This window comes from Blastococcus sp. Marseille-P5729, assembly GCF_900292035.1.
GTDB lineage: Bacteria > Actinomycetota > Actinomycetes > Mycobacteriales > Antricoccaceae > Cumulibacter.
This window is the reverse complement of sequence record NZ_OMPO01000001.1, coordinates 1,657,521-1,682,542: the sequence shown is the minus strand read 5'-3', so window position 1 is coordinate 1,682,542 and position 25,022 is coordinate 1,657,521. Positions and strand designations below refer to the sequence as shown.

The following is a 25,022-nucleotide window of genomic DNA, read 5'->3' as shown; positions in this document are numbered from 1 at the left end:
CGGCGAACTGCATCGCCGCGCGTATGACACCCGAACAGGAGTGAGAACATGAGCCCGGTCGTAGGCCGACTCATCACAGCGGCCGCGGTGCTGCTCGCCACCGTGCTGGTGGCCGGCTGCACCGCCAGCACCGACGCCCCCAAGCAGACCGGTAGCGAGTTCCGGTTTGTCGAGGGCACCCCCGCCGGGGAGGTGATCGCCGCCAACGAGCGGCAGGACGCGCCGAACATCACCGGGGAGCTGCTCGATGGGGAGAAGTTCGAGCTCGACGAGCACAAAGGCAGCATCGTGGTGATGAACTTCTGGGCCTCCTGGTGCGCGCCGTGCCGCGTCGAAGCGCCGGACCTGCAGCAGATCTACCAGACCTACCAGCCGCAGGGCGTGCAGATGATCGGCGTCCTGGTCCGCGACACCAAAGGACAAGGCCAGACGTTCAGCCAGCAGGTCGGGATGACCTACCCGAGCATCTTCGACCCGAGCGCCAAGATCGCGCTGCAGCTCAACGGCTACCCGCTGGCCGCGATCCCGTCCACGGTGGTGATCGACGCCGACGGCAAGGTCGCCGCGGCGTACGTCTCGGTCGTCGACCTGGAATCTCTGACCGACACCATCGAGAAACTGCTCGCCGAATGACCACCCTCGCCTCCTCGATCGAGGGAACCGTCACCTCCGGCTCGCTGCTGCTGGCCAGCCTGCTGGCGATCGCCGCGGGGCTGGTCAGCTTCGCCTCGCCGTGCGTACTGCCGTTGGTGCCCGGCTACCTCTCCTACGTCACGTCCGTCGCGGGCGAGTCCGCCACCGAGGTGGCCGCGCGCGACAGCCCCGCCCGGCGGCGGGTGATCCTCGGCGCGGCGCTGTTCGTGGCCGGGTTCGCCGCCGTGTTCGTCTCGTACGGCGCCCTGTTCGGCCAGGCCGGCTCCGTGCTACGGCAGTACGAGGAGCCCATCACCCAGGTGATGGGCGTGCTGATCATCCTGATGGGGATCGCGTTCCTCGGCAAGCTGCCCTGGATGCAGCGCGAATGGCGCTTCCACAAGCTACCGGCCGCCGGCCTGGTCGGCGCCCCGCTGCTGGGCGCGTTCTTCGCGATCGGCTGGATCCCCTGCATCGGGCCCACACTGACCGCGATCCTCACCCTGTCCTACCAAGAGGGCAGCGCCGGGCGCGGTGCGTTCCTGACCGCGCTGTACAGCCTCGGGCTAGGTCTACCGTTCATCCTTATCGCGGCCGGGTTCGGTTGGGCAATGAAGGCCTCGGGGTTCGCCCGCCGGCACGCCGGCGCACTGATGAAGATCGGCGGCATCATGCTGATCCTGCTCGGCATCATCCTGCTGACCGGCTGGTGGACCGGCATCGTGGCCACCATCCAAGGCTGGTTCCCCACCGAAAACCTGCTGCTGTGAGCACACCGGCGGCTAACACGCACCTCGGCTGCGCACACTTCCGTCGTCCGCCCCGCCCGGCGCCTCGGACCCAACCGCGTCGATCAACGCCGAACGTAGGCGCCACGTCGACGTCCCGTAGCCCGCTTGTCGGCTTCAGGCCAGAAGGCGAGCACGGGTCACACATTCGGCAATGCGAGCTGTCGCCGACCACCTGCAGGTGACCCGAGCGCTGGTGCAGTCCCTACGAAAGGCAACGGTTCACGCATGACGTTTCTGGCTACGATTCCCAGCCCGACCCGCAACCAGATCGACATCTTCGGCCTGCCGCTGCGCGCGTACGCGCTGTGCATCCTGGCCGGCATCGTCGTCGCGATCTGGCTCAGCTCCCGGCGGTGGCTCGCCCGCGGCGGCAAGCAGGGCGAGATCCTCGACCTCGCGCTCTGGGCGGTCCCGTTCGGCATCATCGGTGGCCGTCTCTACCACGTGATCACGACGCCCTCGCCCTACTTCGGTGAGAACGGTGACCCGATCAAGGCCCTCTACATCTGGGAGGGCGGCCTCGGGATCTGGGGTGCAATCGCCTTCGGCGCGGTGGGTGCCTGGATCGGCGCGCGCAAGATGGGCCTGCGGATGGCCTCGGTGGCCGACGCGCTCGCTCCCGGCCTGATCTTCGCGCAGGCGATCGGCCGGCTGGGCAACTGGTTCAACAACGAGCTGTACGGCGGTCGGACGGACGGCGCCCTCGCGCTGGAGATCCACGAGCTGGACGCCGACGGCACCGCGTACATCGACCCGGCGACCGGCGAGGCCAACGTCGTCGGGCTGTTCCAGCCCACCTTCCTGTACGAGATGACCTGGAACGTCTTGGTCGGCGTGGCGCTGCTCTGGCTGGACAAGAGGTTCCGGATGGGCCGCGGACGGGTGTTCGCCGCGTACGTCGGGCTGTACTGCTTCGGCCGGTTCTTCATCGAGCAGATGCGCACCGATCCCGCCGAGCTGATCCTCGGACAGCGGATCAACGTCTGGACCGCGCTGTTCGTGGGGCTCGCCGCGGCCGCGTACCTAATCCTGGTCAAGGGCACCCGCGAGGCCACGCCGTACACCGACGACCGTACGGCGTTCGTCGACGCCGAGGGGGAGCCGACCGGTTACACGCCGGTTCTCGCTGCAGGTGACTCCCACGACACTTCGACCGACGGTGACTCCGGACCCGAACGTCGAACCCGATAAGGACACCACGGCCATGGCCACCGCTGCACCCGCGAGAAGTAGATGTGCCGCGTCAGCTCGGTGCCATACATCGGCTATGTCAACTAGAAGTGGCCTGGGTGACGGCTTGCTTTTGAGGTTCCCCCCGGACCGTGGAGGCATCCACAATGAGGATCGAGATGCCAGAGAAGCGAATGAAGTACGACCGGGAGTTCCGTGAAGGGGCGGTCCGGATCGTCGAAGAGACCGACAAGCCGATCGCGCAGGTCGCTCGTGACCTCGGTGTCAACGAGGGCACGCTGGGCAACTGGGTGGCCCGTGCACGCGAGGCCGCTGAGGGCACCCGGGGGCTGTCCAAGGACGACGTGGAAGAGCTCAAGCGGCTCCGCGCCGAGGTCGCCGAGCTCCGGATGGAGCGCGATGTCCTCAAGCGATCCGTGGTCCTGTGGGTCAAGGAGGCGACGAAGTGAGCGTGGCACGCTTCATCGCCGACCAGAGGACCGGCTACCGAGTGCCGCACACCGTGACCTGTCTGCTGCTCGGCGTCAGCATGGCGTGGTTCTACAAGTGGCTGAGCCGGGCCACGGGGCCCTCCGCAGCCAGTGGGCTGCACACGCCTCGGGATCGGCGTCGCGACACCATCGACCGGGCGGTGCGGGTGATGTTCGCCAGGAAGCGAGGCCTGCACGGCTCGCCGCGGCTGGCCCACGATCTGCGTGATGACGGCTGGCAGGTCAGCGAGAAGACGGTCGCTGGCTCGATGCGCCGCCAGGGCCTGGTCGCACGGCGGATCAAGCGCAGGAACGGACTCACCAAGCAGGACAAGACCGCGCCGAAGTTCCCCGACCTGGTCAAGCGGAACTTCACCGCGGAGCGTCCGAACGCCCGCTGGGTGGGCGATATGACGGAGATCCCGACCGCGGCCGGGAAGCTCTACCTGGCGACCGTGATCGACCTCTACTCACGGCGTCTACTCGGTGCAGCCACGTCCTTGCATCCTGATGCCGAGCTCGCGTGCGCGGCGATCAAGATGGCCGTCGCGGCTCGCGGCGGCGTCGATGCAGTCAACGGTGAGGGTTGGCGTGAGGACGAGTCGCAGCGGGTCATCTTTCACACCGACCGCGGCTCGACCTACACCGCGAACTCGCACACCAAGTTGTGTCGCAAGCTCGGGGTCCGCCAATCGATGGGCCGCGTCGGGTCGTGTTTCGACAATGCCGCCGCCGAGGCGTTCTTCAGCTCACTGGAGTGGGAGGTCCTCTCACTCCACGACTTCGAGAACACCCGCCAGGCCCAGGCCGTCGTCCTGGACTGGTGCTACGGGTTCTACAACCAGGAACGCCGGCACAGCTCGGCGGGCATGATGAGCCCGATCAATTACGAGAACACCGCGGCCCCCGACCGGGAAGCCGCATAGAGAAGCCCTCCACGATTCGGGGGGAACCACACCGAGCGGGTCGGCTGGGACCGTGGGATGACGGTGTTCAAGGCGCGTGTCCGTGAGCTGGCTCAATTCGACTACTGGTTTCCCCCGGATCGAGGTCCCTGTCGGCTACGGTCAGTCGCGGACGGCGACGCGGCTGCCGGTGATGACGCGGCGGAGCTGCGCCTCGATCGCGCGCAGCGGGCGCGGCGGCATGACGATCACGGGCGCTCGGTGAGCTCCTACGGCTCCGATCCGACCGCACCGGCATACTGCTCGGCGTCCGCCGGCCGCGGCCCGGGCGCTGTGTGGTTCGGGGGAGGGTGCGGCCCTGCGGACTGACCTGACTGGCGACGCCGATCACGGCGAGCAGGATCACCAGTGCGCAAGCCATCCGCAGCCCCGTCACGTCACCCAACTGATCAGCCGAGCCCGACCGGGCAGGCGACGCCGTTGAAGCCGTGGTTGCAGTAGCCGTTCGGGTTCTTGTGCAGATACTGCTGGTGGTAGTCCTCGGCGAGGTAGTACTCACCGAGGGGCGCGATCTCGGTGGAGATCTCGCCGTACCCGCGCTCGGTCAGCTCGCGCTGATAGGTATCGCGCACCCGCTCGGCGGCCGCGGCCTGCTCGGACGAGGTGGTGAGGATGAGCGAACGGTACTGGGTACCGATGTCATTGCCCTGGCGCCACTTGGTCGTCGGGTCATGGTTCTCGAAGAAGGCCTTCAGCAGCTGCTCGTAACTGATCTGCGCGGGATCGAAGGTCACCCGCACCACCTCGGCATGACCGGTGCGGCCGGTGCACGTCTCCTCATAGGTGGGGTGGGGGGTGTAGCCGCCGGCGTACCCTGCGGACGTCGACAGCACCCCCGGCAGTTGCCAGAAGATCCGCTCCACGCCCCAGAAGCAGCCCATGCCGAAGACGGCGACCTCGCTTCCCTCCGGCCACGGCCCGTCCAGGGTCGCCCCGGTGAGGACAGCGTGCTGCGAGGGCACGTCGTAGGGATAGGAGTCACGCCCGGGAAGCGCGTCGTCCTTGGTCACCATGGTCGGATTTGTGCGCCAGAACACCATGCGGCCAGGGTACGACCATCGACGCCGTTCGGGGTGCGGGAAACAAACTGCGGACCGCGCCGGTTCCATACGATGGCTGCTGTCGCCCCACGAGATGGAGACCCGCATGGGAGTTCGTGACCTTCTGATGAGCCGTGTCGTCCTGCCTGCCGTGAAGCAGCTGACGCCCGAGTCAGGGTCGCGCGTCGCACGCACCGCCTTCGAGAAGGCGGTCGACGGCGTCGGCCCGTTGAAGGGGGCGGCGGCGGACGCCGACCGTCGCCTAGAGAAGGCCGGCGGCAATGTGGAACGGGCGGTCGCTGATGTGATCGCCGACCATACGCGGATGGCCGCCGTGGAGGGGTTCGCCACCAACATCGGCGGTCTGGTGTCGATGGCGGTGCTGGTGCCGGCGAACATCGCCGGAATCGCGCTGATCCAGACGCGGATGGTTGCCGAGATCGCCCATCTGCGCGGCTACGAGCTGACCGACCCGCGGGTGCGGACGGCGGTCTTCGCCGCGATGCTCGGCGCAAAGAGCGTGGGTCAGCTCGAGCGTGACCAAAAGCTGCCCAGCGGTCCCCGCGCGATCGCGACCGGACCGGGGTTCGACGAGGAGACCCGGGACCGGATCTCGGCGGCGGTGACGGGAGAGATCATCGCTCGCGCCGCGGGCCGCTCGACAGTCACCTTCGTCGGCAAGCGAGTGCCGGTGCTCGGCGGGGTCGTCGGCGGGGCGACGGACTCGTGGTCGACCCGCCAGATCGGCCGGGACGCCGCCCGCGAGTTCACCCAGCTCGTCATCGACGCCTGACCAGCCGGCCGTCCGTCAGCCGGCCCGCTGAGCACGCAGCGTCTCCCTGCCTGCATGACACCTGCATCCATGCCACGCGTCTGATGCTGCGTTTTCGACGCGCCTCGGTACGGAGGCTCACCCGGCGGCGCTCAGCAGCGGCGGCAGTAGCAGGAGCATGGACGCCGACCAGGTGATATGCGTGATGATCGGTGCGAGGACGCCGCCGCTGACCCGGCGCTGCAGCGCGGTCACCCCGCCCAGCAGCACGCCGGCCAGCACCAGCAGAGGTACGCCGGACGCCGCGGTCACCGCGGCATACAGCACCACCGTGCCGCCGATCCGCCATCCTGGCGGCATCGCGTCGTAGAGCGTCCCGCGGAAGAACAGCTCCTCCGCCACCCCATTGAGCATCGTCATCACCAGGACGACGCCGAGCGAGCCGAACTTCGCGTGATCGAGCAGCTCGTCGACCGGGCCGCGTAGGAAGGGCACCCGCGCCACCACGAGCGCTCCGACGACGAACAACGCGACGAGCGCGAGACCGATCAGCAGCGGCTCGAGTCCCGGCCGCCCCTTGCCTCCCGACCGGGTGCGCACCCAACCCATCCGCGGCCGGGCGCCCGCCATTCCCCCGATCGCCCAGATCGCCGCCAGACCGAGCGTCGCCGGATAGAACAACGCGTCGCCGGGAGCGATCCGCAGCGTCAGCCACAGCACCAGCGCACCGGCCACCAGGGTGACGGCGGCGACGACGCGGGCTCGGGCCACGGCCGCTGGAGGCTGCCCGGCCGGCTGATCGACCGGCGTCCAGAAGGTGTCGCGGGCGAGCCGGCTCAGTCGGCTCGGTGGGCGCCGTGCGGTCACCGCCAGACTCCGCTGGAGCCTCGGCGGTGCGAGCCGAGCAGGTGCGTGTCGATGATCCCGATGGCTTCCATCAGGGCGAACATCGTCGTCGGCCCGACGTGCGCGAACCCGCGGCGCTTCAGCTCCTTCGACAGCGCGAGGCTCTCCGGTGACGACGTCGGGATCTCCTCGAAGCGGCGCGGCGCCGGAGTCCGGTCCGGCTGAAAGGACCACACGAGCTCGTGCAGCCCTCCGTCGGCGCGCAGCCCGACGGTGGCACGGGCGTTGCCGATCGTCGCGTCGATCTTGCGCCGGTTCCGGACGATGGCGGCATCGTGCATCAGCCGGTCCACGTCGTCCGCGTCGTACGCCGCAACGCGGTCGGGATCGAAGTTGTCGAAGGCATCCCGGAAGGCCGGGCGTTTGCGCAGGATCGTCGACCACGACAGCCCCGACTGGAAGGCCTCCAGGGTCAGTCGCTCGAACACCCCGCGTTCGTCACGCACCGGCATGCCCCATTCGGTGTCGTAGTACTCCCGCATCAGATCGCTCGCGGCTGCCCACGTCGGCCTGGCTAGGCCGTCCTGGCCCACGACGAGCCCCGAGCTGACGGCGTCGTTCATCGGTGGCCCCCTTGGTCGGATGCGGTGGTTTCCACCACGCTAACGGTTGCGGAGCGTGGTGGAGCCACCGCGAGGTGAGCGTGCTACCGGTTGCGTCGCGCGATCGATGCCGACAGCGCCGTCGCGAAGGTGCACCACGCGGCGTACGGCGCGAGCGTGGCACCCCGCGAGGGCTTGGTGTTTCCCGCCCGGCGTGCCAGGTCGGCCGAGCTCGCCGCGAGCGCTGCGCTGACCACCGTGGCCGCCGCCGGGTTCTTGCCACGGAAGAAGGTCAGGCTCCACCCGGCGTTGAGCGCGAGGTTCGTCAGCAGCGCCGCCCGGTACCGGCCGGCTTCGGTCCGCTCATCGTTGCGGTCGTGGGTGGTGAGGGTGGACGCCGAGGTGCCCGCGATCGTGCCGTACAACGCCGTCCACACCACGGGGAAGGTCAGAGCGGGCGGCTGCCACGCGGGTTTGTCGATACTCTTGTACCAGCGGGACCCGGTGTCTGTGGCCCACGATCCCAACGCCGCCGCTGCAGTCGTCGCGACCGTGGTGATGAGCAGGTTGCGCGGTCCGGTGTCGGTGGGGCTCGCGCGCTCGGCCGAGCGCAGCGCGTCATCGATCCCCACCAGCCCGCCGGGTCTCGGCAACAGATCGCGGATGTCGCTCTCACCGGCGACCACCTCGTGCACGAGGCTGCCGACGAGGGGCCGTGCCACGGTGGACTCGACGGGCGTGACGGCACCCACCCACACGCTGGCCAGCTCGGGCGTGAGGACGGGCAGCAGGGCGATGGCCCGCTTGCGCCGGCCCGTGACCTTGGCGTAGCGCTGGATGAGCTCCTGATAGGTGAGGATCTCCGGCCCGCCGATGTCGAAGGCCCGGTTCACGTCGCCGTCCAGGGTCGCTGCGCCGATGAGATAGTGCAGCACGTCCTCGATCGCGATCGGCTGCAGCCGGTTCCGCAGCCACTTCGGCGCGATCATGACCGGTAGCCGGCCCGTGAGATAACGCAGCATCTGGAAGGACGCCGATCCGGCGCCCAGGATCACGGCCGCCTGCAGGACGACGGCCGGAACCTTGCCGTCCAGGAACACCTGCCCTACCTCGGCACGCGAAGCGAGATGCTCCGACAGCGCACCGCCCGGGTGCATTCCCCCGAGGTAGACGATCCGGCGTACGCCGGCGCGTTCTGCAGCAGCGATGAACGTCTGCGCCATGTCACGGTCCCGGTCGCCCAGGTGGCCACCGCCGTCCATCGAGTGAAGGAGGTAGTAGGCGGTGTCGATGCCCTCCAACGCCCGGTCGAGATCGGCCGGCTGGGTCGCATCGCCCTCGACGACGTCGACCTCAGCTCGCCACGGGCGGTCGTCGAGGCCGCGGGCGTCGCGTGCGAGTACCCGCACGTCGGCTCCGGCGTCCAGCAAGGGAGGCACCAGCTCACCCCCGACGTAGCCGGTGGCTCCGGTGACGAGCACGCGGGTATCCGTCAGCCCCTTGCTCATGGGCTATGTCCAATCTCTCGAGAACGTGGCCAACCAGTGCTGTGGGCGCCTCGGGAGCCGTCTCCGGAGCCGCTCTTCCGCCGTGGCTTGCCGGACCGAATCGACTGTACCGGCGGGCCGTCGGACCGAGGCGGCTTGATCGGCCGCCGCGCGCCGCACCCATGGGCGCCCAGTCGGGCGATACTGAGCGACACGGACGAAGGAGATTCTATGGCCCGCTTCGAGTACCAGACCACCCTGGACCACCCACGCGAGGAGGTCTTCGAATGGCATGAGCGGCCGGGCGCGCTGATGCGGCTCAATCCGCCGACCCTGGGCAAGGTAGACACCGAGCCGACGGAGGGCATCCGCAACGGGTCTCAGGCGGTGCTGCGGATGTCCATCCCAGGCACCGTCGGTGTCGCCGGTATCCGTTGGAAGGCAAGACATCTGGGTTACGACCGCCCGCACAAGTTCGAGGACGTCATGGAGTCCGGACCGATGCACTCCTGGCACCACAAGCACCTGTTCTCCGATACCGCGGACGGCGGGACGCTCGTCCGCGACGAGATCGACTTCCAGCTCCCGTTCCCGGCAGTAGGGCCGGCGGCGAGGATCGGCGAGCGGGTCGCTCGCGCCGAACTGACCAAGGCCTGGGACTACCGGGCCCGCCAGCTGCGCTTCGATCTCGCCTTCCATGCCGCGCATCGCACGCCCAAGACCGTGGCGATCTCCGGTGCCACCGGACTGATCGGCTCCCAGCTCGCGGCTTTTCTGGGCGGAGGCGGGCACGACGTACGGCGCATCACCCGCTCGAAGCCGTCAAGCGATGACATCTACTGGAACCTCGACGATCTCGAGATGGACGCCGAACGGCTACGGGACATCGACGTCGTCGTCCACCTCGCCGGAGAGCCGATCGCTGGCCGGTTCACCGACGAGCACAAGAAGCGGGTGCTCGACAGCCGTCGTGACTCGACCCGGCTGCTGGCCGCGACGCTCGCGCAGCTCGCTGAGGACGGCCGGCCGCGCGCGCTGATCTGCGCCTCGGCGTCCGGCTGGTACGGGCCCGACCGCGGCGACGAGTGGCTCACCGAGGACCTGCCCGCCGGCGACGGCTTCCTTGCCGAGGTCTGTAGGGAGTGGGAGGCCGCCTGCCAACCCGCCCGGGACGCCGGCGTACGCGTGGTGAATGTGCGCACCGGAATCGTGCAGTCCGCCGCCGGGGGACAGTTGGCGCTCCAGGCGCCGCTGTTCCGGATCGGGGCGGGAGGACCGCTGGGCGACGGCGGGCAGTGGATGCCGTGGATCGCCATCGACGATCTGCTGGGGATCTACGCGCACGCCGCGCTCACCGACGGCCTTGCCGGACCGGTCAACGCCGCCGCGCCGGGAATCGTCCGGAACGAGGAGTACTCGAAGATCCTGGCGAAGGTGCTGCGTCGTCCCGCGCTGCTGCGGGTGCCGCGAGTCGGACCGGCCGTCCTGCTCGGATCGGAGGGCGCTGACGAGTTCGCCCTCGCCGGGCAGCGGATGTCGAGCGAGAAGGTGCGCGGCTGGGGGTACGAGTTCGGCTACCCCGACCTGGAGCAGGCCCTCCGCCACGTCCTGGCCCGCTAGCCCCGGGTCAAAGACCGGTGTGGCGGAGGGTGTAGTTGAGGCGGCCCTCGGCGAGGCCGCAGCCCTCGGGTGCCGTACTCGGGTAGATCTTCGGGACGCCGTGATACGCCAGCCGGGATTCACCGCCGAAGACGAACAGGTCGCCGGACTCCAGCCGAAGGTCGACGTACGGCCTGATGCGGGTCTCGGTGTTGCCAAACCGGAACAGGCAGGCATCGCCGACGCTGAAGGACACGATCGGGGCCAGCGAGCGCTCGTCCTTGTCCTGATGCATGCCCATCCGGGCCGTCGCGTCGTAGTAGTTCAGCAGCGCCGTGTCCGGGGTGTAACCGCCCTCCTCCCCGGCCGGGCAGGCCTCCGCGTCCGTGTTCGAGCCGTACGCCGCCTGCACCGCGTCGCGCCCGGCCCGCACGAGCCATTCGGGCATCGGCGGGACGACGGCGCCGTTGACGTCGATCGCCTCCCGCGTGTACCGGTACGGCGACCAGTGCCAGCCCAGGCATACCGTGCGCACAGACATCTCATGGCCGCGAACCTTCGTACGGTGCGCCGGCACCGGTCCGGATGCCCACTGGCGGAACGCGTCGACGAGATGCCGCTGCTGCTCCAGCGAGAGGTATCCCGGCAGGTGCACCGCGCCCGGGGCGACTTCTCTCACCTGCCGGACGGCGGGCGGCGTCTCGAACAGCCGCGGCTGGTCCATCGCGCCATCGTAGCCGCGCCGACCTGCCGGGGTGCTGGATAGACTTCGAGGCATGCTGGCCGCCGCGCACGACCTGCTGTTCCCGCTCGGGCAATCTCTCGGGCGAGCCTTCGCCTCGGACGGCGAGCGCGGCGCGCCCCGCGTGCGGGTGGGCGATTCCTATGCAGAGCTACCTGAGCGGTTGTTCGACTGCTGGCGCCTCGTCCGCGACCTCGGTGCGCTGGATGCCCCGCCGACCGTCGAGTCGTTGCAGACGCTGGCCGATGCCCGCGGCCTGGACGACAGGTCCGCGGATCTGCAGACGCTGATCAGTGCCGGGTTGGTGAGCGCCGTCCCCGTCGATTACGACGCGGTCCACGCATTCGCGGGCTCCGTCCGGCTGCAGTCGGCGGTCAACGGCTACGGACCCGCGGCCGACCTACCAGGGCGGTTCGAGGTCGGGGTGCTCGGCCAGACGATCATCGACGTCGGCGCGGCGATGTACGGAGCGCTGATGTGGTCCGATGTCAGCGAGACCTTGCTGGGCGCCGTAGAGCCCGGCGGGCTGGCCGAGACCGCCGATGACATGGCCGTGCGAGAGATGGGGCTGGCGACCCAGCTGCTCGAGGGCGTCCTCGGCCTTCCCGAGCTGCTGGCTTGGTCCGCCGCCTATCTGGACGCAACAGGTGCGGCTCGATGAGCCCGCTGGTGCTCGCGGTCGGCTGCTCCTTCGGCCCCCCCTCGCCGGGGCCCGACGCCGGCCTGCTGCTGCGCATCGGGCGGGAGGTCGCCGCGCTGGAGCACGACGCGGCCCGCCTGTGGCGGTCTGCCCACGGGACGGACGGCAAGCCGGTGTCGCTCGATGAGCTGAGCGCCTCGTTCGACGGCGACCTCGAATCGGCCTGGGCCCAGATGGAGGACGTCGGCGCCGCGATCGCCTGCTCCGTGGACGACGTGGGCGACGTGGACGACGTGGGCGACGAGATCGTCGAGCTCGCAGAGACGATCCGGTTCGTGTCCCTGATGGTGGTCTGCGACCTGCCGACGGGTCCGGCGGTGGGCTTCGAGCAGCCTGGACTGGTCGTCCCGCTGACCGAGCGCGAACTGGAGGTCTGGACCCGGGCACCGCGGTCGCCGTCCCTCGCGGAGGCTGCCCGCCGAATGAGCGCACAGCCCGGCGCCAGCCCCCCTCCGGATGATGCCAACCCGGAGGACGTGCGGGCGCTGGTGCTCTCCTGTGCCTCGCTCGTCGCGCGCGGCGCCGGCTATTTCGACCGCGCCCGGTCGGAGCGGACCACATGAGCGCTCCGGACGCACAGCCCCAGCAGGTCGTGCTCGCGATCGGGGTCGATATCGGCGAGGTCTGGCAGGACGAACGGCAGCATTGGTTGGTGCATCGCGCGGGCGAGACCGTGACGCTCGATGAGCGGGAGTACCGGCTGTGGCAGCACTGCCGCCGGCTCCCCGAGCCGGCTGATCCCGGAGCGGTGCCCAGCCGGGGATTGGACGACGTGCTCGCCGAGGCATCGAATGCCGGGATGAGCGACCCGGGCTCGGTACTCCAGCAGCTCGCCGACGAACGGCTCGTGGCCTCGATCGTGATTCCCGGAGACGACACGATCGGCCTCGCTGCTCGATTGCGTGCGCTGCCCCGCGCGGTGGGCGCCGGGGTGCTGCCCGACCTGCGCGGTATGGCGCTGATCGGTATGCCGGCCGCGCCGCTGGCGCTGGTTCCGCCGTCGGTGTACAGCGTCTACGTGCTCTCGGCAGCCCATGGCTCGCTGCTCTCGGCGTGCGACGAGGTCGTGGCGAGACAGGTTGCCGCTGGGGGCCTCCACGAGGGTGCCGACCCTGGCGACCTGGTCGACGCTTTCTTCAGCTACGCGCCCGACCTGATCTCCGCCGGGGCGTTGGCCCTCGACCTGACCACCCATCGCGGGAGCTAGGCGAGATGATCGAGGACCTGCTGCCGATCGGGCACCCAGTGGGCGTGATGGGCTCGAATGAGCGAGGCGCGGTCGAGCTCTACCAGATCCGCCGCGGGCGGGAGATCATCTCGGTATATCCGGCGCACTGGAACCTCTGGGTGCTGATGCGCGGCCATCGCCCCACGCCCTCGCGGATTGCTCCGGTCGATGTCGACGGACTGGCGAGGGCCTACCTCGAGCTGGACGATCACGACCGAAGGAGCCGGCCGGGTGACGCCGGCCCCCTGCTCAATCGGGCCGACGTCGGCTCCGCGATCGACGACCTGCGGGCGGCCGGCCTGGCCTACCGCCTCGACCGCGGGTCCACGGCCAGCATGACCGAGTTCGCTGGCCGCCATCGGCTGGTCGCCTTCATGAGCGGACTCGGCAACCTGCGAGCGGCGCCGGATACCTTCGCCCTGGGCTACCCCGGCGGTGAGCCGGTCTTCGTCTCCCGCCTCGGCATGCATCTCTGGACCAGGGCGCATGAGGTGCGCGGCCTCGGGGAGGAGATCGACACCCTGCGCGAGCAGAGCGCATCGGCGGACGGCGACCCGCAGCTGGAGGCGGGCAACCTGATGCTGGACGAGGCACGGGCATTGCTCGCGGTCGGCGCGGCGGTCCTCGACGTCGTGTGAGTGATCCTGCGGGGCCTCGCACACGAGCGATGCTCGGCTCATCCGGGGCGGCCGTCAGCGGGTCGGCCAGGTGGTCACCTGGTCCAGTCGTGCGATGTCCTCCCAGAACGACTCGTCGGGTGTTGGATCGCTTCGCGGTAGGCCGATCTCCGGTGCGGCGGGGTCCGGATCGGCCCAATCCGGCAGCAGGCGGCGCAGATCCTTGAGCAGATCCGGAGGCAGCAGGGACCGTCGCTCGAACGCCTGGGGCTGATCGGCGTCCAGCCCGAGCGCGTCGATCTCCTCGTTCAGGAAGGTCTGCAGGACCAGGACGTCACGCTCGTCGACCGCGCAGTCGAGAAGGTACGCCACCTCCTGCAGAACGGCGACGCTCTGCAGGTCGGATGCGGTGAGTGCCGGGTTCGACGGGACCGTAGAGCCCGCAGTGAGCAGGGGCTCGCCGATCGGCGAGCCTTGGACCGCAGCGACGACCGTGGCGACGCCGGCGACCACCTCCAGGCACGCGTCGGCGATGGCCATCCGGACCGGGACGCCGATGCGCAACCGGTCGGCGATCCGCTCCACGAGCATCTCCACGCCGCCGGTCCGGCCGAAGTCGAGATACAGCGTCCGGCCGTCCGGGAACGTCACCTCGAGGAGCGTGTCGCTCAGCAGCCGGGCGGTCACGCCGAGCCGAGCGAGGGTCCGCAGCGCGGCCTTGACCACCTCGTCGAGCTGCCGTTCGAGTGGGGGCTCTTCCCGCGTGAGCGGGCCGCACCCGCAGGCATCAGGCGGATCCTGCGGATCGGGTTCCATCGGATGGGGCGGACGCCCGGGGTCGCCGCGATCGCCGGGGCCTCCCTGATCGCCGGGGCCTCCCTGATTGCCGGCGTCTCCCGGATCGCCGGCCCCGCCTGGGTCGCCCGCCGGGCCAGGAACGACCGCCCGCGCGGCCGGGATCGGGTCGCACACGACCTCGCCCGGCTCGCCCGGATCGGGCAACCTGCCGTCCGGGTCGCTAGCGCCGGCCATCGGACTGTCCGCCTGGTCGGTGGTGACGTGCTCGGGCGGCAGCGGGCTACGGTCGCGATCGCTGCCGGGATCTCCACGATCTCCACGATCTCCAGGATCGCCAGGATCTCCAGGATCGCCGGGATCTCCGGGATCGCCGGAGACGATCGTCGTGGGCACGCGAGTGGGGGCAGGGAGCTGCGCTGCCGATCTGGCCATGCCGATCGCCTCTGCCAGCGGGCACTGCTGCCATCCGGGACAGGTGCAGAGGCGGGTCGGGTCGTAGGCGCACTGATCGTCGCCGACCTTGATGATGCGGTGCAGCAGTGTGTCGGGGTCCGGGAAGACCTCCGGGCGCGGAGGGCGGGTCGGCGGCGGGGCCGTGGGCAACGGCCCGTGCCATGGCCCCTCCGGCACGTCCAGCAACGACCCGCGGCGATTGAGCGGCTCGAAGATGGCTGCGATCGCCCTACGGGCGTACGCGTCGAAGCGCAGCTTGGCATCCAGCTGCACGTTCTTGGCCTTCGCCTCGCCCCAGGCCTGCGCGAACCCGTTCGCGAGCTTGTCCACCGTGGCCTTGACGTCACCTGTCGCGAGCTCGACCATCGCCTCGACCAGCATCGGGCCGGAGAACTTGCCGCCGATCACGCTCCAGTGAGCCAGCGTCGGGGACGTCTGCCGGACGCCGTCCGGCGCTTGCAGATAGCGGCGGAGCGTCTCGGTGAGCGCCAGCTCGGTCGCCTCATCGAGCGCGGCGGGCGCCGTTTCGCCACCGGCGTACCGCCGCTCGGGGTCGATCTGCCCGATCAGGACATCCATCAGCTTGCGGTGATGCCACGCCACCTTCGCGTAGTTGCGCAGGTCCGACCTGGACCCGCTCGCCAACGCCGGTTTCGCGGTGGCCTCGGAGTTCTCCGCGTACCGGGCGGCGAGGAACTCCGCGCCGCCGCCGAGCGCCCCGGCCAGCAGGCCGGCACTCGTCGCAATGGCGATACCTACCGGGCCCAATCCGAACAGGCCGGCGGCCAGGCCCAGCTGAGCGCCGGCCCCGAAGCCCACGCCGACGATCGAGCGTTGCAGGAAATGCTGCACCGACGGCAAGCCGGATGGCACGCCTGCCGCCGACAGGATTCGATCCCGGTAGTGCCGTGTCTCAGTGATGCCGCGCGCCGCGTCCTCGGCCTGCAGCTGTCTCTCGACGCTGGCCAGCCGTAGGACCCATTGATGGGCAGCCGTGCCCGTGCGGCCGGCCGCAGGGGACAGGTTGTGGCGCGCGAGGAACTCGTTCAGAGAGCGCTGCTCGGCGGTCTGGGCTCGCACGTACCGGTTCAGCACGCCGTCCACTGTTGCTGGATCGTGCGAGGCCTCCGCCCGCTCGGTCAGCCGGCGGAGCTCGGCGAGCGATGCGCTGATGAGGATCCGCTCACTGGTCCGCTCGCCCAGTACCTGCTCGAGGTAGGCACCCAGCTCCGGCTCGGGACCCACGGCGGGCGCGGGGCCGGTTCGATGCTGGGACCAGTCCCGGTGGCGCAGGACCTCGAACGCCCACTTCTCCGCCGCCGCGCGGTGTCGGCGCGCGGCCTCCCGGGTGACTTCGACGATCGCGTTGCCCCGATCTCGGCTGAGCGAGCTCCGGTAGCTCTCGCGCACCTCCTGCTTGGCGTCATCGGTGCGCTGCGCCAGCCGAAGCTCGGCTTCGGAGTTCGCCAGGCCGCGCAACCCATCGATGACCGTCTTGGAGGCGAGCAGGCCGCCGATCGCCGTGGGCAGCCCCAAGTGGCTCAGCGCGGCGGGGCCCAGCATTGAGCTGACCCCGGCGAGATCGAGCGCGGTGAGGCCGAGGACCGGCAGTGATAGGACCGCCAGGCCGGTGCTCGCGTACCGCAGGAAGAAGAAAGGCCTGCTGGCGACCCGGCCCTCGGAGTCCAGGGGCGTCTGAGCGTCGTCGAGCAGCAGCTGCTGGATGTCGGAGGTGAGCTGAGAGCGGCCGCTGCGCGCCCGGCCGGTCAGGATCTCACCCGCGTCCCTGGCAAGCAGGTCGGCGGCGCGTTGGTCGGTGACGCCGCGAAAGGCGCTGAGCGCGCGCTGCGTGGTCTCCAGCCGCGCGTTCTCCCGCGCGAACCGGTACTCGGCCTCGGTCTGGATGCCGGCGGTCAGCAGCCGGACGCCGGCGGAGAAGGCCAGCAACGCGGGAGCCACCGGCCCCGTAGCCACCATCAGCAGCGCCGTGCTCACCCCCCACGCGACGGTCTGGGTGAGCACCGGCCGGATCGCGACGCGCCGCCGGTCCGGGTGGCCAGCAGCGGACGGCGCGAGCGCGGTGTGCAGCGCGCTGTCGAGAATCACCGGAACCAGCTCCGGGGGCACCCCAGCGAGCCGCTTGGCGAATTGCTGCTCCTCTGCGGCGGTGCCCGCGACGGCGTGGACGTCCGCGCGGTTCGCGGCCTGGATCGCCTGCGCCCGGGTCATCGTCCGGCTGTCGGGGTCGAGATAGACGCTGCCGTCGAAACCGAGGTAGGTGATCAGCTTCGCCAGCTCCTGCCGGGCGCGCCGGCGCGCGAAGAATCCGTGGCCCTGCTTGGGGTTGGCGATCAGCGAGAGGTACTTGAGCTGGCCGAGACGCCCGAGGTCGTGCCGGGAGAGGTCCTGAGGTGACAGGAAGTCCACCGGTGGCGCGTCGCGAGCGAGGTAGTCGACGGTGCCGTGCCCGATGTAGTACGCGCCGATCTCGGCGAGTTCGTGCGCGATGGCCTCTCCGAGGGAGTCCAGCGGGAGCCCGTGCGAGATCGTGACCTCCCAGAGGGGCGTGCCGTCGGAGCGTGGATGCAGCTGGCGGTACTCGGCTGGGCTGCGGTAGCGCTCGGACGGGCTCGCGTAGTCGGTCTGGCCGACGACGATGCGGACGGCGACCTCCTGCCCGGTCGCGGTCGTCGCGCGGTACTCCCCGGGCGCAACCGGTCGCAGATCGGTCAGGCCGGTCGCTGCGGCGAGCAGGGGCAGCGTTGAGGTGCGAGCAGGCTCGCCCTCGAGCACCAGCTGCTCTGCCATCACCCGCTCGATCCGCTCGCGCGTGGACTCCAGACCCAGCCAGGCGCGCAGCCTGTTCCACAGGGCGCTGAGGGGACTGCTGTGGAACCGGGACTCGGCGACCGGTGAGGCGGCGCCGGTCACCTGGTCCACCTGGGCGTTCATGGCCTGGATCGCGGTCACCAGCTGGTCAGTGCTCACCTGCGCAGCGGCATGCACCCGGAAGACCGATACATCAGGCCCGTCGCGCAGCCGTTCTACCCGTAGCGCGGACCCCGACGGCCGGTCGGGAGTCGACGTCGGCTCGACCGCGACCTGCCATACGACCGACCGGCCGTGGGGAGTGCGGTGGTGGTATTCGCGACCTGGGCGCAATGTGCTCAGCTCGGTGATCGGGGTGCCTGCTGCCCGTAGCCGGCGCTCGATCGCCAGCTCGCCGTCCGGGTCGCGCTCGCTCAGCTTCTCGCCCAGGACGCCGTGGGAGTCCTCGTCGCGCGGCCCATCCGGCTGGTGCTGCGCGGCAAGACGCCGGGCGAACGTCCCGGCGTACTGGTTCGGCGCCGGCCGGAGAGCGGGATCGACGCTCCCGGGGAAGTGGCGCAGATGTTCGCGAATCGCCTTCGTGAGCTGGTCCGACATCTTCATGTCGGCGCCGGGCGTGTGGACGGCGAACACCTTGGCGATCTTGATCGTCCCCGCATCGTGCATCCCCAGAAGCAGGGAAGTGAGGATCTGGCCGCCCTCCTGACGCGGGTGGGCCGTGTAGGCCCCGGCCTTCAGCTCGATCAGGAATCCGCCGAGGTAGGCGTCCCATGTGCGGAGGGTCTGCTGGTCGGCGGGATGCAGCGCCATCGCCTCGAAGGTGATGCCGAACTCGAGACCGGAGAAGCGCACCTCGAAGCGCGGTCCACGGCCCTCGCCCGGGGTGATGCTCTCGATGCTGAACTGGATGCCCTCGGGCAACGAGATGCCGTACCGGGAGTAGGCGGTGGCGACCTGAGCCAGCCACCGGTTGAGGTGCAGCATGGTCACGAGTGATCGCGCGTACTCGTTGACCGGTGCGCTCGGCGAGCTGGCAAGACGCCGGACGAACACCTCGCGTGCGGCCGTCGCTCGGTCCTGCCCGTCGGCGACCCGGCGATCGATGTCTGCCTGCCAGGCGTCTGCCTCGCGCAGGAACGCGGTCCGGATCGCCTTCTTGCCGCTCTGCGCCTTCACTCGCAGCTCGGCCGGGGCGGCCAGGACGGTCGCGTCGTCGAACGCCCAGGCTGCCGCTCGCAGCTGGTCGGTGGTGGGGCTCCCGAACGGCCCGATGTCACGGACGTCGAACGGCGGCAGGCCGTGCCGCGCGAGCTCGTCGCGATGCAGCTCAGAGCGCTGGGCGTAGTCCCGCTGCAGGAACTCGCTCGTGTCCAGGTGGACGGTCTGCTCCGTCGAGTCCACCGCAGCGGCGAATGCGCCGTCTCGGAAGATGTCGCCGGGCAGCGTCGTCCCCGCCCGCTCGCTGATGCCACGCGCCTGCTGGAAGCGATGCAGATCCGCGTCGATGGCGTATTCGTCCATCCGCGAGCCGTAGTCGCGTCCCTCGCGGGAGGCCTGCGCGATCGCCTCGTCACGACGGGCCTCGAGCACGCGCAGCTGCGCGAGAGCCGCGCGGTCACTGGTCGTCCCGTGGGTCCACAGCCAGGCCCACGGCCGGTCAGGCGCCACCTCGGTCGGCGGCCCGCTGCCTGGCGGGGCGGTGATCTCGTCGTACGGCGAATGCAGCAGCGGCTCGGTGTGCGGATTGCCGTCGACGGTGTCGCTCAGCGCGACGATCGCGGCCACCAGGGTCGCCTCGACCTGCGCCGGGTCGAGGGTGAAGGGCAGCACGACCTCGTAGACCTCGCCTGGACGTGGGTCCGCCCCGGGCAGGTCGAACACGGCCTGCGGCTGAAGGGTGTGGGCGTCACCGTCGTGCATCACCGTGGCCGTCGAGCCGCCGCGAACCTGGAACTGCAGCTCGGTTCCCGCCGCCGTGGTGATGGTGGCCCGAAGCGAATCGCCCGGATCGAGCACGATCGAGCGCGGCTGGCCGGACGCCGGCCCGTCCAGATAGGTCTCGAACGGTCCGATCTCCCGCTCCGCCCAGCGGGACAGTTGCTGCCGGGCCGCCGCCAGGGTCGCGGATCTGCCGCTCTCCCAGAGCGAGCGCAGCTCCGGGTAGGTCTGGGCGTGGTGCGTGAGGCGGGAGGCGAAGGTCGCGGGTACCTGGCCGCGACTCCGAGGCCGGGGTTCGGTCTCGGAGTCCACCCGGACGTTCAGGTCCTCGATCAGCGTCGCCAGCAGGTCGGGCGAGGCATCTGCAGGGAGCGTGACGACGTACGGAGCCGTGCCCGGCTCGGGGTCGGCGGCCCGGTGCACGCCGGCGGAACCGTCGGTGCTCGCCTCGACCGACCATGAGACGGGGTTGCCGCTCGGGGTGAGGTGGGAGTAGTAGCTCCCGTCGGCCCCGCGGCGCAGCCGGGTCGAGCCGGTCAGCGCCTCGGTCCGTTCACCGAGCCTCGCCAGGACCGGGTCCGCTGCCCCATCGATGCGGCCGCTGTGCGCCCCGGCGTGGATCACGCCGTCGCGGGTCAGCCGAGCGACGTCCTCTCGGGCGCGGCTCTCGTAATCTGCGCGCTGCTGCTGAGCCGCCTCGAGCTGTGGCGCGAGCGCGGCTACGGCGTCCTGCTCTATCGAGCGGAGACGATACTCGACCTCGACCTCCACCCCCTGGACCAGCACGACCACGGTCGCCGACAGCGAGTCGACCTCGGTGTCGGGGTTCAGGCGGAAGGCGACCACGCGCGTCGTTGGGCCGGTCGTCGACTGGCCGGCTTCCTGCAGTGCTGACAGGGCGCGCTCGACCGACGCCCGAAGGGTGTAGCGTGGATCGCCGTTCTTGCTCGTGAGGGGACTCTCGTTGATCCAGACCAGGTTGGGCATGCCGGCGCTGAGGTCGTAGGCGTGGAGGTGCTCGGCCAGCACCTCCAGCTCCTTCTTCAAGGAGCTGCTGACCGATAGGTCCAGGTCCTCCCCGGGCGCGATGTACTGATAACCGGACTTCACGTCGAGGAAGGTCCGGCCGCGTACGCCGTCGAAATGCACCCAGGCGGCGTCGTACACCCGCTGTAGTGCAGGGACGAACGAGCCGAGCAGCCCGGTGATGTACTGCTGCACCGACTGCCACCCGCTGGTCGCGGGGGTGACGCCGTTCCAGTCCCGCGCGTTCGGCTCCATCTGGTAGCCCGGCTCCGGCGGTCTGCCGTGCATCTCGACGTAGACCTGCTCGTAGCCGCGATCGCGAGCCGTGCCGAGGGCCCGCGTCGCGCTGTCGACCAGCTTGGTGAGCTCGGCCGGGGTCAGCTCGAGGGTCGTGCGAAGTGCTTCGAGGTCCAGGAAGGCGTCCTGCACTCGCTGCTGTAACTGGTCCAGATCGTCCGGTCGCTGCGCGATCGAGTCATCGATCGGGAAGGGCGAGGTGGCGCGGAGGTGATCCCACAACACCTTGGCATTGCCGGACTGCCGCCACATCGTCTGCAGGGCGTCGAATCCGAGCAATTCCACACCGCGGGCCAGGGCGTTGCCGCGCTGTTGCAGCTTCCGCGAGGTGCTGGCCACCTGGACGGCGTGACGGGCTTTCGGGTAGCGCAGCTCGTAGTCGTACCTGGTGCCCTCGTTGCGGACCCAGGTGAGGTCCCGGAGCGCGCCGATGGGGTTGGCGGGCATGTGTGCGGTCAACAACGCCTCGACGCTCAGGCTCTCGTACAGCGCGTCGGTGAGCGGCGTCCCGGCGGGGAACGTACTGAGGTCGACCGGGTAGGTCTGGGTCGTCTCGGCGTGGGCCGCCTGATAGCTCGTGCCCTGCTCGACCAGCGACATCTCGAGGAGCTCGTGGCGCAGGAAGTTCACGTCGTTGGTGAAGGTTCGATGGTGGAAGGTGTTGCCGGTGACGAGCCGTAACAGCGCCTCCACCAGCTGCGGATGCGCATCGAATCGTCGCTGGGCAGTGCCGTCAGCATCCGGCAGGCGATGCACGGTCGTGCCCAGGTACTCGAGCAGTGCGGTGGCGTCGTCGAGGGTGAAGCTGCTGCCGTCGGGCTTGAGTGGCAACGAGACGTAGTTGCGCTGGTGCATGACCTCGAGCTTCTTGACCTGCAGGTACAGCGCACCGGCGGCTGCCGGGTCGTCGGGGAGCAGCTTGGCCGCCACAGACGCCTCGAGAAAACGCGCTTCCTGCGAGGGATTAAGCAGGGGAAGACGCAGTTGGGTGGCTCCGGAGCTGATCTCGACCGAGCCGGCATCGCCGTCCGCTTGGCGGCGCGGCGTCAGGCCCAGATCGTCCCCGTGTCCGGGAACTGCTCCGTCTGGTCGTTGTCCATGCTCAGCAGGATGTGGCCGACCGTTCGAAATGCCTGCCTCGGGTTGCTCCCGGGGGCGACCGACGCTCGGTGGGTCTGCTTGTCGATCGCCACCACGCCGGTCATGCTCGGGTGTCCGAACCGGTAGGTCACCGTGGTCGACGTCTCCGTTTTCATCCGATAGCTCAGCAGCACGGCCATCATTGATCCCCTTCGCCTCCGGTGGACTGGCCTGATCGTCGGTGAACTCGTACAGCCGATCGAGCGACGTCTCATCCGCTTCAAGGGCCCAGGGGTAGTCCTCGTCGGCGGCCTCGTGCAGGTTCGTCGGATCGGTGAGCCCGCTCTCCATGGCCGTCAGGACTCTGGTCTGGTGCTGTAGGAGCATCAGGTCCGACTCGGTGATCGCGCCGTCGGCGATGCGCAGCCATGCGTCGGCCACCCACGGATCGATGTCCTTCGATGTGTCGGCGTCGTGCAGACCGAACAAGCTCTCCTTGACCTGAAGCATCAACTCGTCGGTGAGCGGCCGGCCATCGAGCTCCACGGTGCGGCCATCCCGACGGAGGAAATCGCGCACGTGCTTGGTGGTGGCCGTGACGTCGTTGCGGGAGCGCAGGATCGCGGCGGCCTGTTCTGCTCGCCGGGCCGCTTCGACCGGAGTGACCGCCCCGGTGTCGTTGCCGACGGCGAGCGGCGCGGGGACGACCGCGAGGTCCTGGCCGTCGGGGCTGGACTGGTGCCCCTCGACGCGCTCGTAGGTCGTCGGGGCCTCGTCGCCCGACGTGGGTTGATGCGCTCCGCCCGTCTCTTGGAACTCGCCGGGGGCGGCATCATGACGGGCCTCGATGCTCTCGGAGCGGTCTGTGTCCCCGGCTCCCGGGTCGCCCACGAGTGCATCGTCGCGAGATCGACCCGTCTCGCCGTCCGGCGCAGCCTCGTCGAATGATGGCGCCTCGTTCGTGGCGGCGGCATCGAATGACGCTTCGCGAGCTGGTGGTGCCTCGTCTGCTGTGGCCGTGTCCCCTGCGGCCGTGTCCCCTGCGGCAGGCACGGCTGGTGGCTCAGGGCTGGCAAGGGCCGGAGCGTGCTCGGCCGCGCCGATGAACTCGCCGGCTCCGGAGTGACCGGCAGGTGCGGCAGGTCCGGGTGCCGAGCCGGCGGGCTCGTCGGGCGTCGATCCAGCTGGTGGGTCGGTGGTGTCAGCGGGCTCGGCCTGTGTCGGGTTCGCCGGGGACGGGCTGGCGTCGGCCGGCTCGATGTGTGCCGGGATCGCGGGGACGTCTCGCGATGGTGGTCCGTCGGGCGGCGGACCTGGCTCGGAATGGGCGGACTCGCGTGGGAGGTCATCCGGCAGCTGAGGGGCCGGTTCCGCAGCGGCAGGCGAGGTGGGGTCGGTCTGTTCGGCCGGCTGGTGCCCGGCGTCGCCGGGGCTGAGCGACGGAGTCGTCGGGCCTGGGACTCGGGCTGAGGGGCCGCCGGCCGATGGGCCGCCGGTCTGTGGGCCGCCACTCCGGCCGGAGGAGCCGGCCGGGCCGCTCGCCGGCCCTCCGCTCGTACCGGGACCCGGGGCGTCGTCCCTGGACGAACCGACGTCGGGTACGGCGGGCGTCCCCGACGGCGCACCGTCGGCCGATGCCGTGCTCGGGGGCGATCCGAGCGGCTGCCTGGCCGTCTGCAGCTTCTCGGCGCGGTCGGTTCGAGCGTAGTCGAGCAGATCGCCAATCCGACGCGGTCCGTCGATGTAGAACTCCGGTGTGGCCGGGTCGAAGCTGTTACCCCGTATGCCGGAGTTCAACAAGATGATGGTGGCGTCATCGAAGCTGCCGAAGCCGGACAGGTCGATCCCGTCGCCACGGATCAGGGAGTCGAGCAGCTGGTGGGTGCCGATAGTGGTGTAGTTGACCGCGCCGTTGTAGAGAACCCGAGACATCCACCCGGCAAAGCCGTCTCTCCGGAAGGCCCCCTCGAGCAGCGGCCCCAGGCCGGGTAGGGACGTCCCAGCGAATCCGATGTTGCCCCCGAGGAATCCGCCCATGAAGTTGTCGACCAGGCCATGTCGCAGGTCGAGGACATCGTCCAGATCGCCGCCGGCGAGGAGGACCGCCGGGACCTCGACGATCAGGTACTCGAATACTTCCTGAGAGCCCTCCCGCAGCCCGACCCTGACGACCTTGGGGGCGCCCTCCCTGACCATCCTGACCACGGAGGGGCGCATGACCTGCGCCGCCTCGGGGAGCTGCCGAAGCAGTGCCGGAACAGCGGACGGCAACCGGCTCAGCTGGCCGGCGAGTGCTCGCGGGGCGGCGAACACTGCGATCACGCGCCTTCGGGCCGCGGCCAGAAGGCGCGTGAAGGCAACCTTGACCATGCTGGCGAACATCGCGCGGGCCGCTCCCACGCCAGAGACGGAGACCGCGGCGGTGACCGCGTTGACACCCGGTATCCACGCGGTCGCCAGGCTGACGGTGACGGAGACGATTATCTGCGCCACCGCCATCCAGAACGCGATGTTGATCGAGTGCTTGGCGACCTCGAGCTCGAAGGCGAACTCGTAGGTGGCCTGCGCGGTTCCAGACGCCTGTTGGATGATCGCGTGCAGACCGGCACCGGGCTCGCTCCCGGAGAGCAAGGCGTTGGCGATCTCGGCGAACAGCTCAGCCGATGGCCCGGACCAGGAGTCGAGCATGACCGCCGCGGCCGCGGCCAGCTCTTCGGCACCCACCGAGAAGGCTTCGCCGAGCTGCTCGTAGGCTTCCCCGAGCTCCTTGACCGCGCTCTCGCTGCCATCGGGCCATCGCTCGAAGGAGACGATCAGCGAGACGAAGTCGAGAGGGACCCCCAGAATCTCCTGCCGCGCTTCGTCGAACAGATAGAACGGCTTGACATCGCCGTCTCCGGGACCAGCCATTGCGGGCT

At 69.9% G+C, this 25,022-nt stretch carries 17 protein-coding genes and 1 pseudogene; 12 read left to right on the top strand and 6 right to left on the bottom strand.

Translation table 11 applies throughout. The features are described 5' to 3' along the window. The first annotated feature begins 48 nt into the window (after positions 1 to 48). From DAA40_RS08120 to DAA40_RS16655, 6 genes and pseudogenes are all read left to right on the top strand, one after another. On the top strand, positions 49 to 633 hold the full coding sequence (locus tag DAA40_RS08120) for a TlpA disulfide reductase family protein (protein WP_106849098.1): 585 nt from the start codon (positions 49 to 51) through the stop codon (positions 631 to 633). Beyond that, a complete protein-coding gene (locus DAA40_RS08115) occupies positions 630 to 1,403 on the top strand; it encodes a cytochrome c biogenesis CcdA family protein (protein ID WP_106849097.1) in 774 nt (257 codons plus the stop codon). Before DAA40_RS08120 ends, DAA40_RS08115 begins: the two co-directional genes overlap by 4 nt. 246 nt (positions 1,404 to 1,649) lie before the next feature. Further along, the gene (gene lgt, locus DAA40_RS08110; protein WP_106849096.1) at positions 1,650 to 2,615 is read left to right on the top strand and encodes a prolipoprotein diacylglyceryl transferase; all 966 of its coding nucleotides are present in this window, start codon (positions 1,650 to 1,652) and stop codon (positions 2,613 to 2,615) included. Between the two features lie 158 nt (positions 2,616 to 2,773). Further along, positions 2,774 to 3,064 (top strand): transposase, encoded by a 291-nt coding sequence (locus tag DAA40_RS08105; RefSeq protein WP_106849331.1) that lies wholly within the window; start codon positions 2,774 to 2,776, stop codon positions 3,062 to 3,064. Beyond that, a complete protein-coding gene (locus DAA40_RS08100; RefSeq protein WP_106849095.1) occupies positions 3,061 to 4,011 on the top strand; it encodes an IS3 family transposase in 951 nt (316 codons plus the stop codon). The genes DAA40_RS08105 and DAA40_RS08100 overlap by 4 nt, the downstream gene beginning before the upstream one ends. Before the next feature lie 33 nt (positions 4,012 to 4,044). Beyond that, positions 4,045 to 4,189 (top strand): annotated as a pseudogene (locus tag DAA40_RS16655) (IS21 family transposase); the annotation flags it as partial. A gap of 250 nt (positions 4,190 to 4,439) precedes the next feature. Here the strand turns inward: DAA40_RS16655 and msrA are convergent. Next, positions 4,440 to 5,090, bottom strand: a complete 651-nt coding sequence (gene msrA, locus DAA40_RS08095; RefSeq protein ID WP_106849330.1) for a peptide-methionine (S)-S-oxide reductase MsrA — start codon at positions 5,088 to 5,090, stop codon at positions 4,440 to 4,442. A gap of 106 nt (positions 5,091 to 5,196) precedes the next feature. Here msrA and DAA40_RS08090 point away from each other — a divergent pair, with 106 nt between their 5' ends. Then, complete coding sequence (locus DAA40_RS08090) at positions 5,197 to 5,883, top strand: EcsC family protein (protein ID WP_158716322.1); 687 nt, start codon at positions 5,197 to 5,199, stop codon at positions 5,881 to 5,883. Positions 5,884 to 6,000: 117 nt separating this feature from the next. Here the strand turns inward: DAA40_RS08090 and DAA40_RS08085 are convergent, their stop codons facing one another. The 3 genes from DAA40_RS08085 to DAA40_RS08075 all read right to left on the bottom strand — a co-directional run bounded on the left by DAA40_RS08085 (position 6,001) and on the right by DAA40_RS08075 (position 8,818). Then, entirely contained in the window at positions 6,001 to 6,729 is a 729-nt protein-coding gene (locus tag DAA40_RS08085; protein WP_199849581.1) for a type II CAAX prenyl endopeptidase Rce1 family protein, read from the bottom strand. Then, positions 6,726 to 7,331 carry a DNA-3-methyladenine glycosylase I gene (locus DAA40_RS08080; protein WP_106849093.1) on the bottom strand — a complete coding sequence of 202 codons (606 nt, stop codon included), beginning with the start codon at positions 7,329 to 7,331 and terminating at the stop codon, positions 6,726 to 6,728. Before DAA40_RS08080 ends, DAA40_RS08085 begins: the two co-directional genes overlap by 4 nt. Before the next feature lie 83 nt (positions 7,332 to 7,414). Continuing rightward, positions 7,415 to 8,818: a tryptophan-rich sensory protein gene (locus tag DAA40_RS08075; protein ID WP_106849092.1), complete on the bottom strand. Its 1,404-nt coding sequence runs from the start codon at positions 8,816 to 8,818 to the stop codon at positions 7,415 to 7,417. Positions 8,819 to 9,028: 210 nt separating this feature from the next. Between DAA40_RS08075 and DAA40_RS08070 the strand changes: the two genes are divergently transcribed. Beyond that, positions 9,029 to 10,417, top strand: a complete 1,389-nt coding sequence (locus DAA40_RS08070; RefSeq protein ID WP_106849091.1) for a TIGR01777 family oxidoreductase — start codon at positions 9,029 to 9,031, stop codon at positions 10,415 to 10,417. A gap of 7 nt (positions 10,418 to 10,424) precedes the next feature. Here the strand turns inward: DAA40_RS08070 and DAA40_RS08065 are convergent, their stop codons facing one another. After that, a complete protein-coding gene (locus DAA40_RS08065; RefSeq protein ID WP_199849580.1) occupies positions 10,425 to 11,120 on the bottom strand; it encodes an alpha-ketoglutarate-dependent dioxygenase AlkB in 696 nt (231 codons plus the stop codon). Between the two features lie 52 nt (positions 11,121 to 11,172). On the opposite strand from DAA40_RS08065, the gene DAA40_RS08060 reads away from it, so the two are divergent. The 4 genes from DAA40_RS08060 to DAA40_RS08045 are packed head-to-tail and all read left to right on the top strand — an operon-like array spanning position 11,173 to position 13,704. Beyond that, positions 11,173 to 11,799 carry a hypothetical protein gene (locus DAA40_RS08060; protein ID WP_106849089.1) on the top strand — a complete coding sequence of 209 codons (627 nt, stop codon included), beginning with the start codon at positions 11,173 to 11,175 and terminating at the stop codon, positions 11,797 to 11,799. After that, entirely contained in the window at positions 11,796 to 12,401 is a 606-nt protein-coding gene (locus DAA40_RS08055; protein ID WP_106849088.1) for a hypothetical protein, read from the top strand. Before DAA40_RS08060 ends, DAA40_RS08055 begins: the two co-directional genes overlap by 4 nt. Beyond that, positions 12,398 to 13,045: a hypothetical protein gene (locus tag DAA40_RS08050; protein ID WP_106849087.1), complete on the top strand. Its 648-nt coding sequence runs from the start codon at positions 12,398 to 12,400 to the stop codon at positions 13,043 to 13,045. Before DAA40_RS08055 ends, DAA40_RS08050 begins: the two co-directional genes overlap by 4 nt. Before the next feature lie 5 nt (positions 13,046 to 13,050). Further along, positions 13,051 to 13,704 carry a hypothetical protein gene (locus DAA40_RS08045; protein ID WP_106849086.1) on the top strand — a complete coding sequence of 218 codons (654 nt, stop codon included), beginning with the start codon at positions 13,051 to 13,053 and terminating at the stop codon, positions 13,702 to 13,704. A gap of 54 nt (positions 13,705 to 13,758) precedes the next feature. Here DAA40_RS08045 and DAA40_RS08040 read toward each other — a convergent pair whose 3' ends face one another. Continuing rightward, positions 13,759 to 25,014 (bottom strand): hypothetical protein, encoded by an 11,256-nt coding sequence (locus DAA40_RS08040; RefSeq protein WP_106849085.1) that lies wholly within the window; start codon positions 25,012 to 25,014, stop codon positions 13,759 to 13,761. Positions 25,015 to 25,022 lie beyond the last annotated feature (8 nt).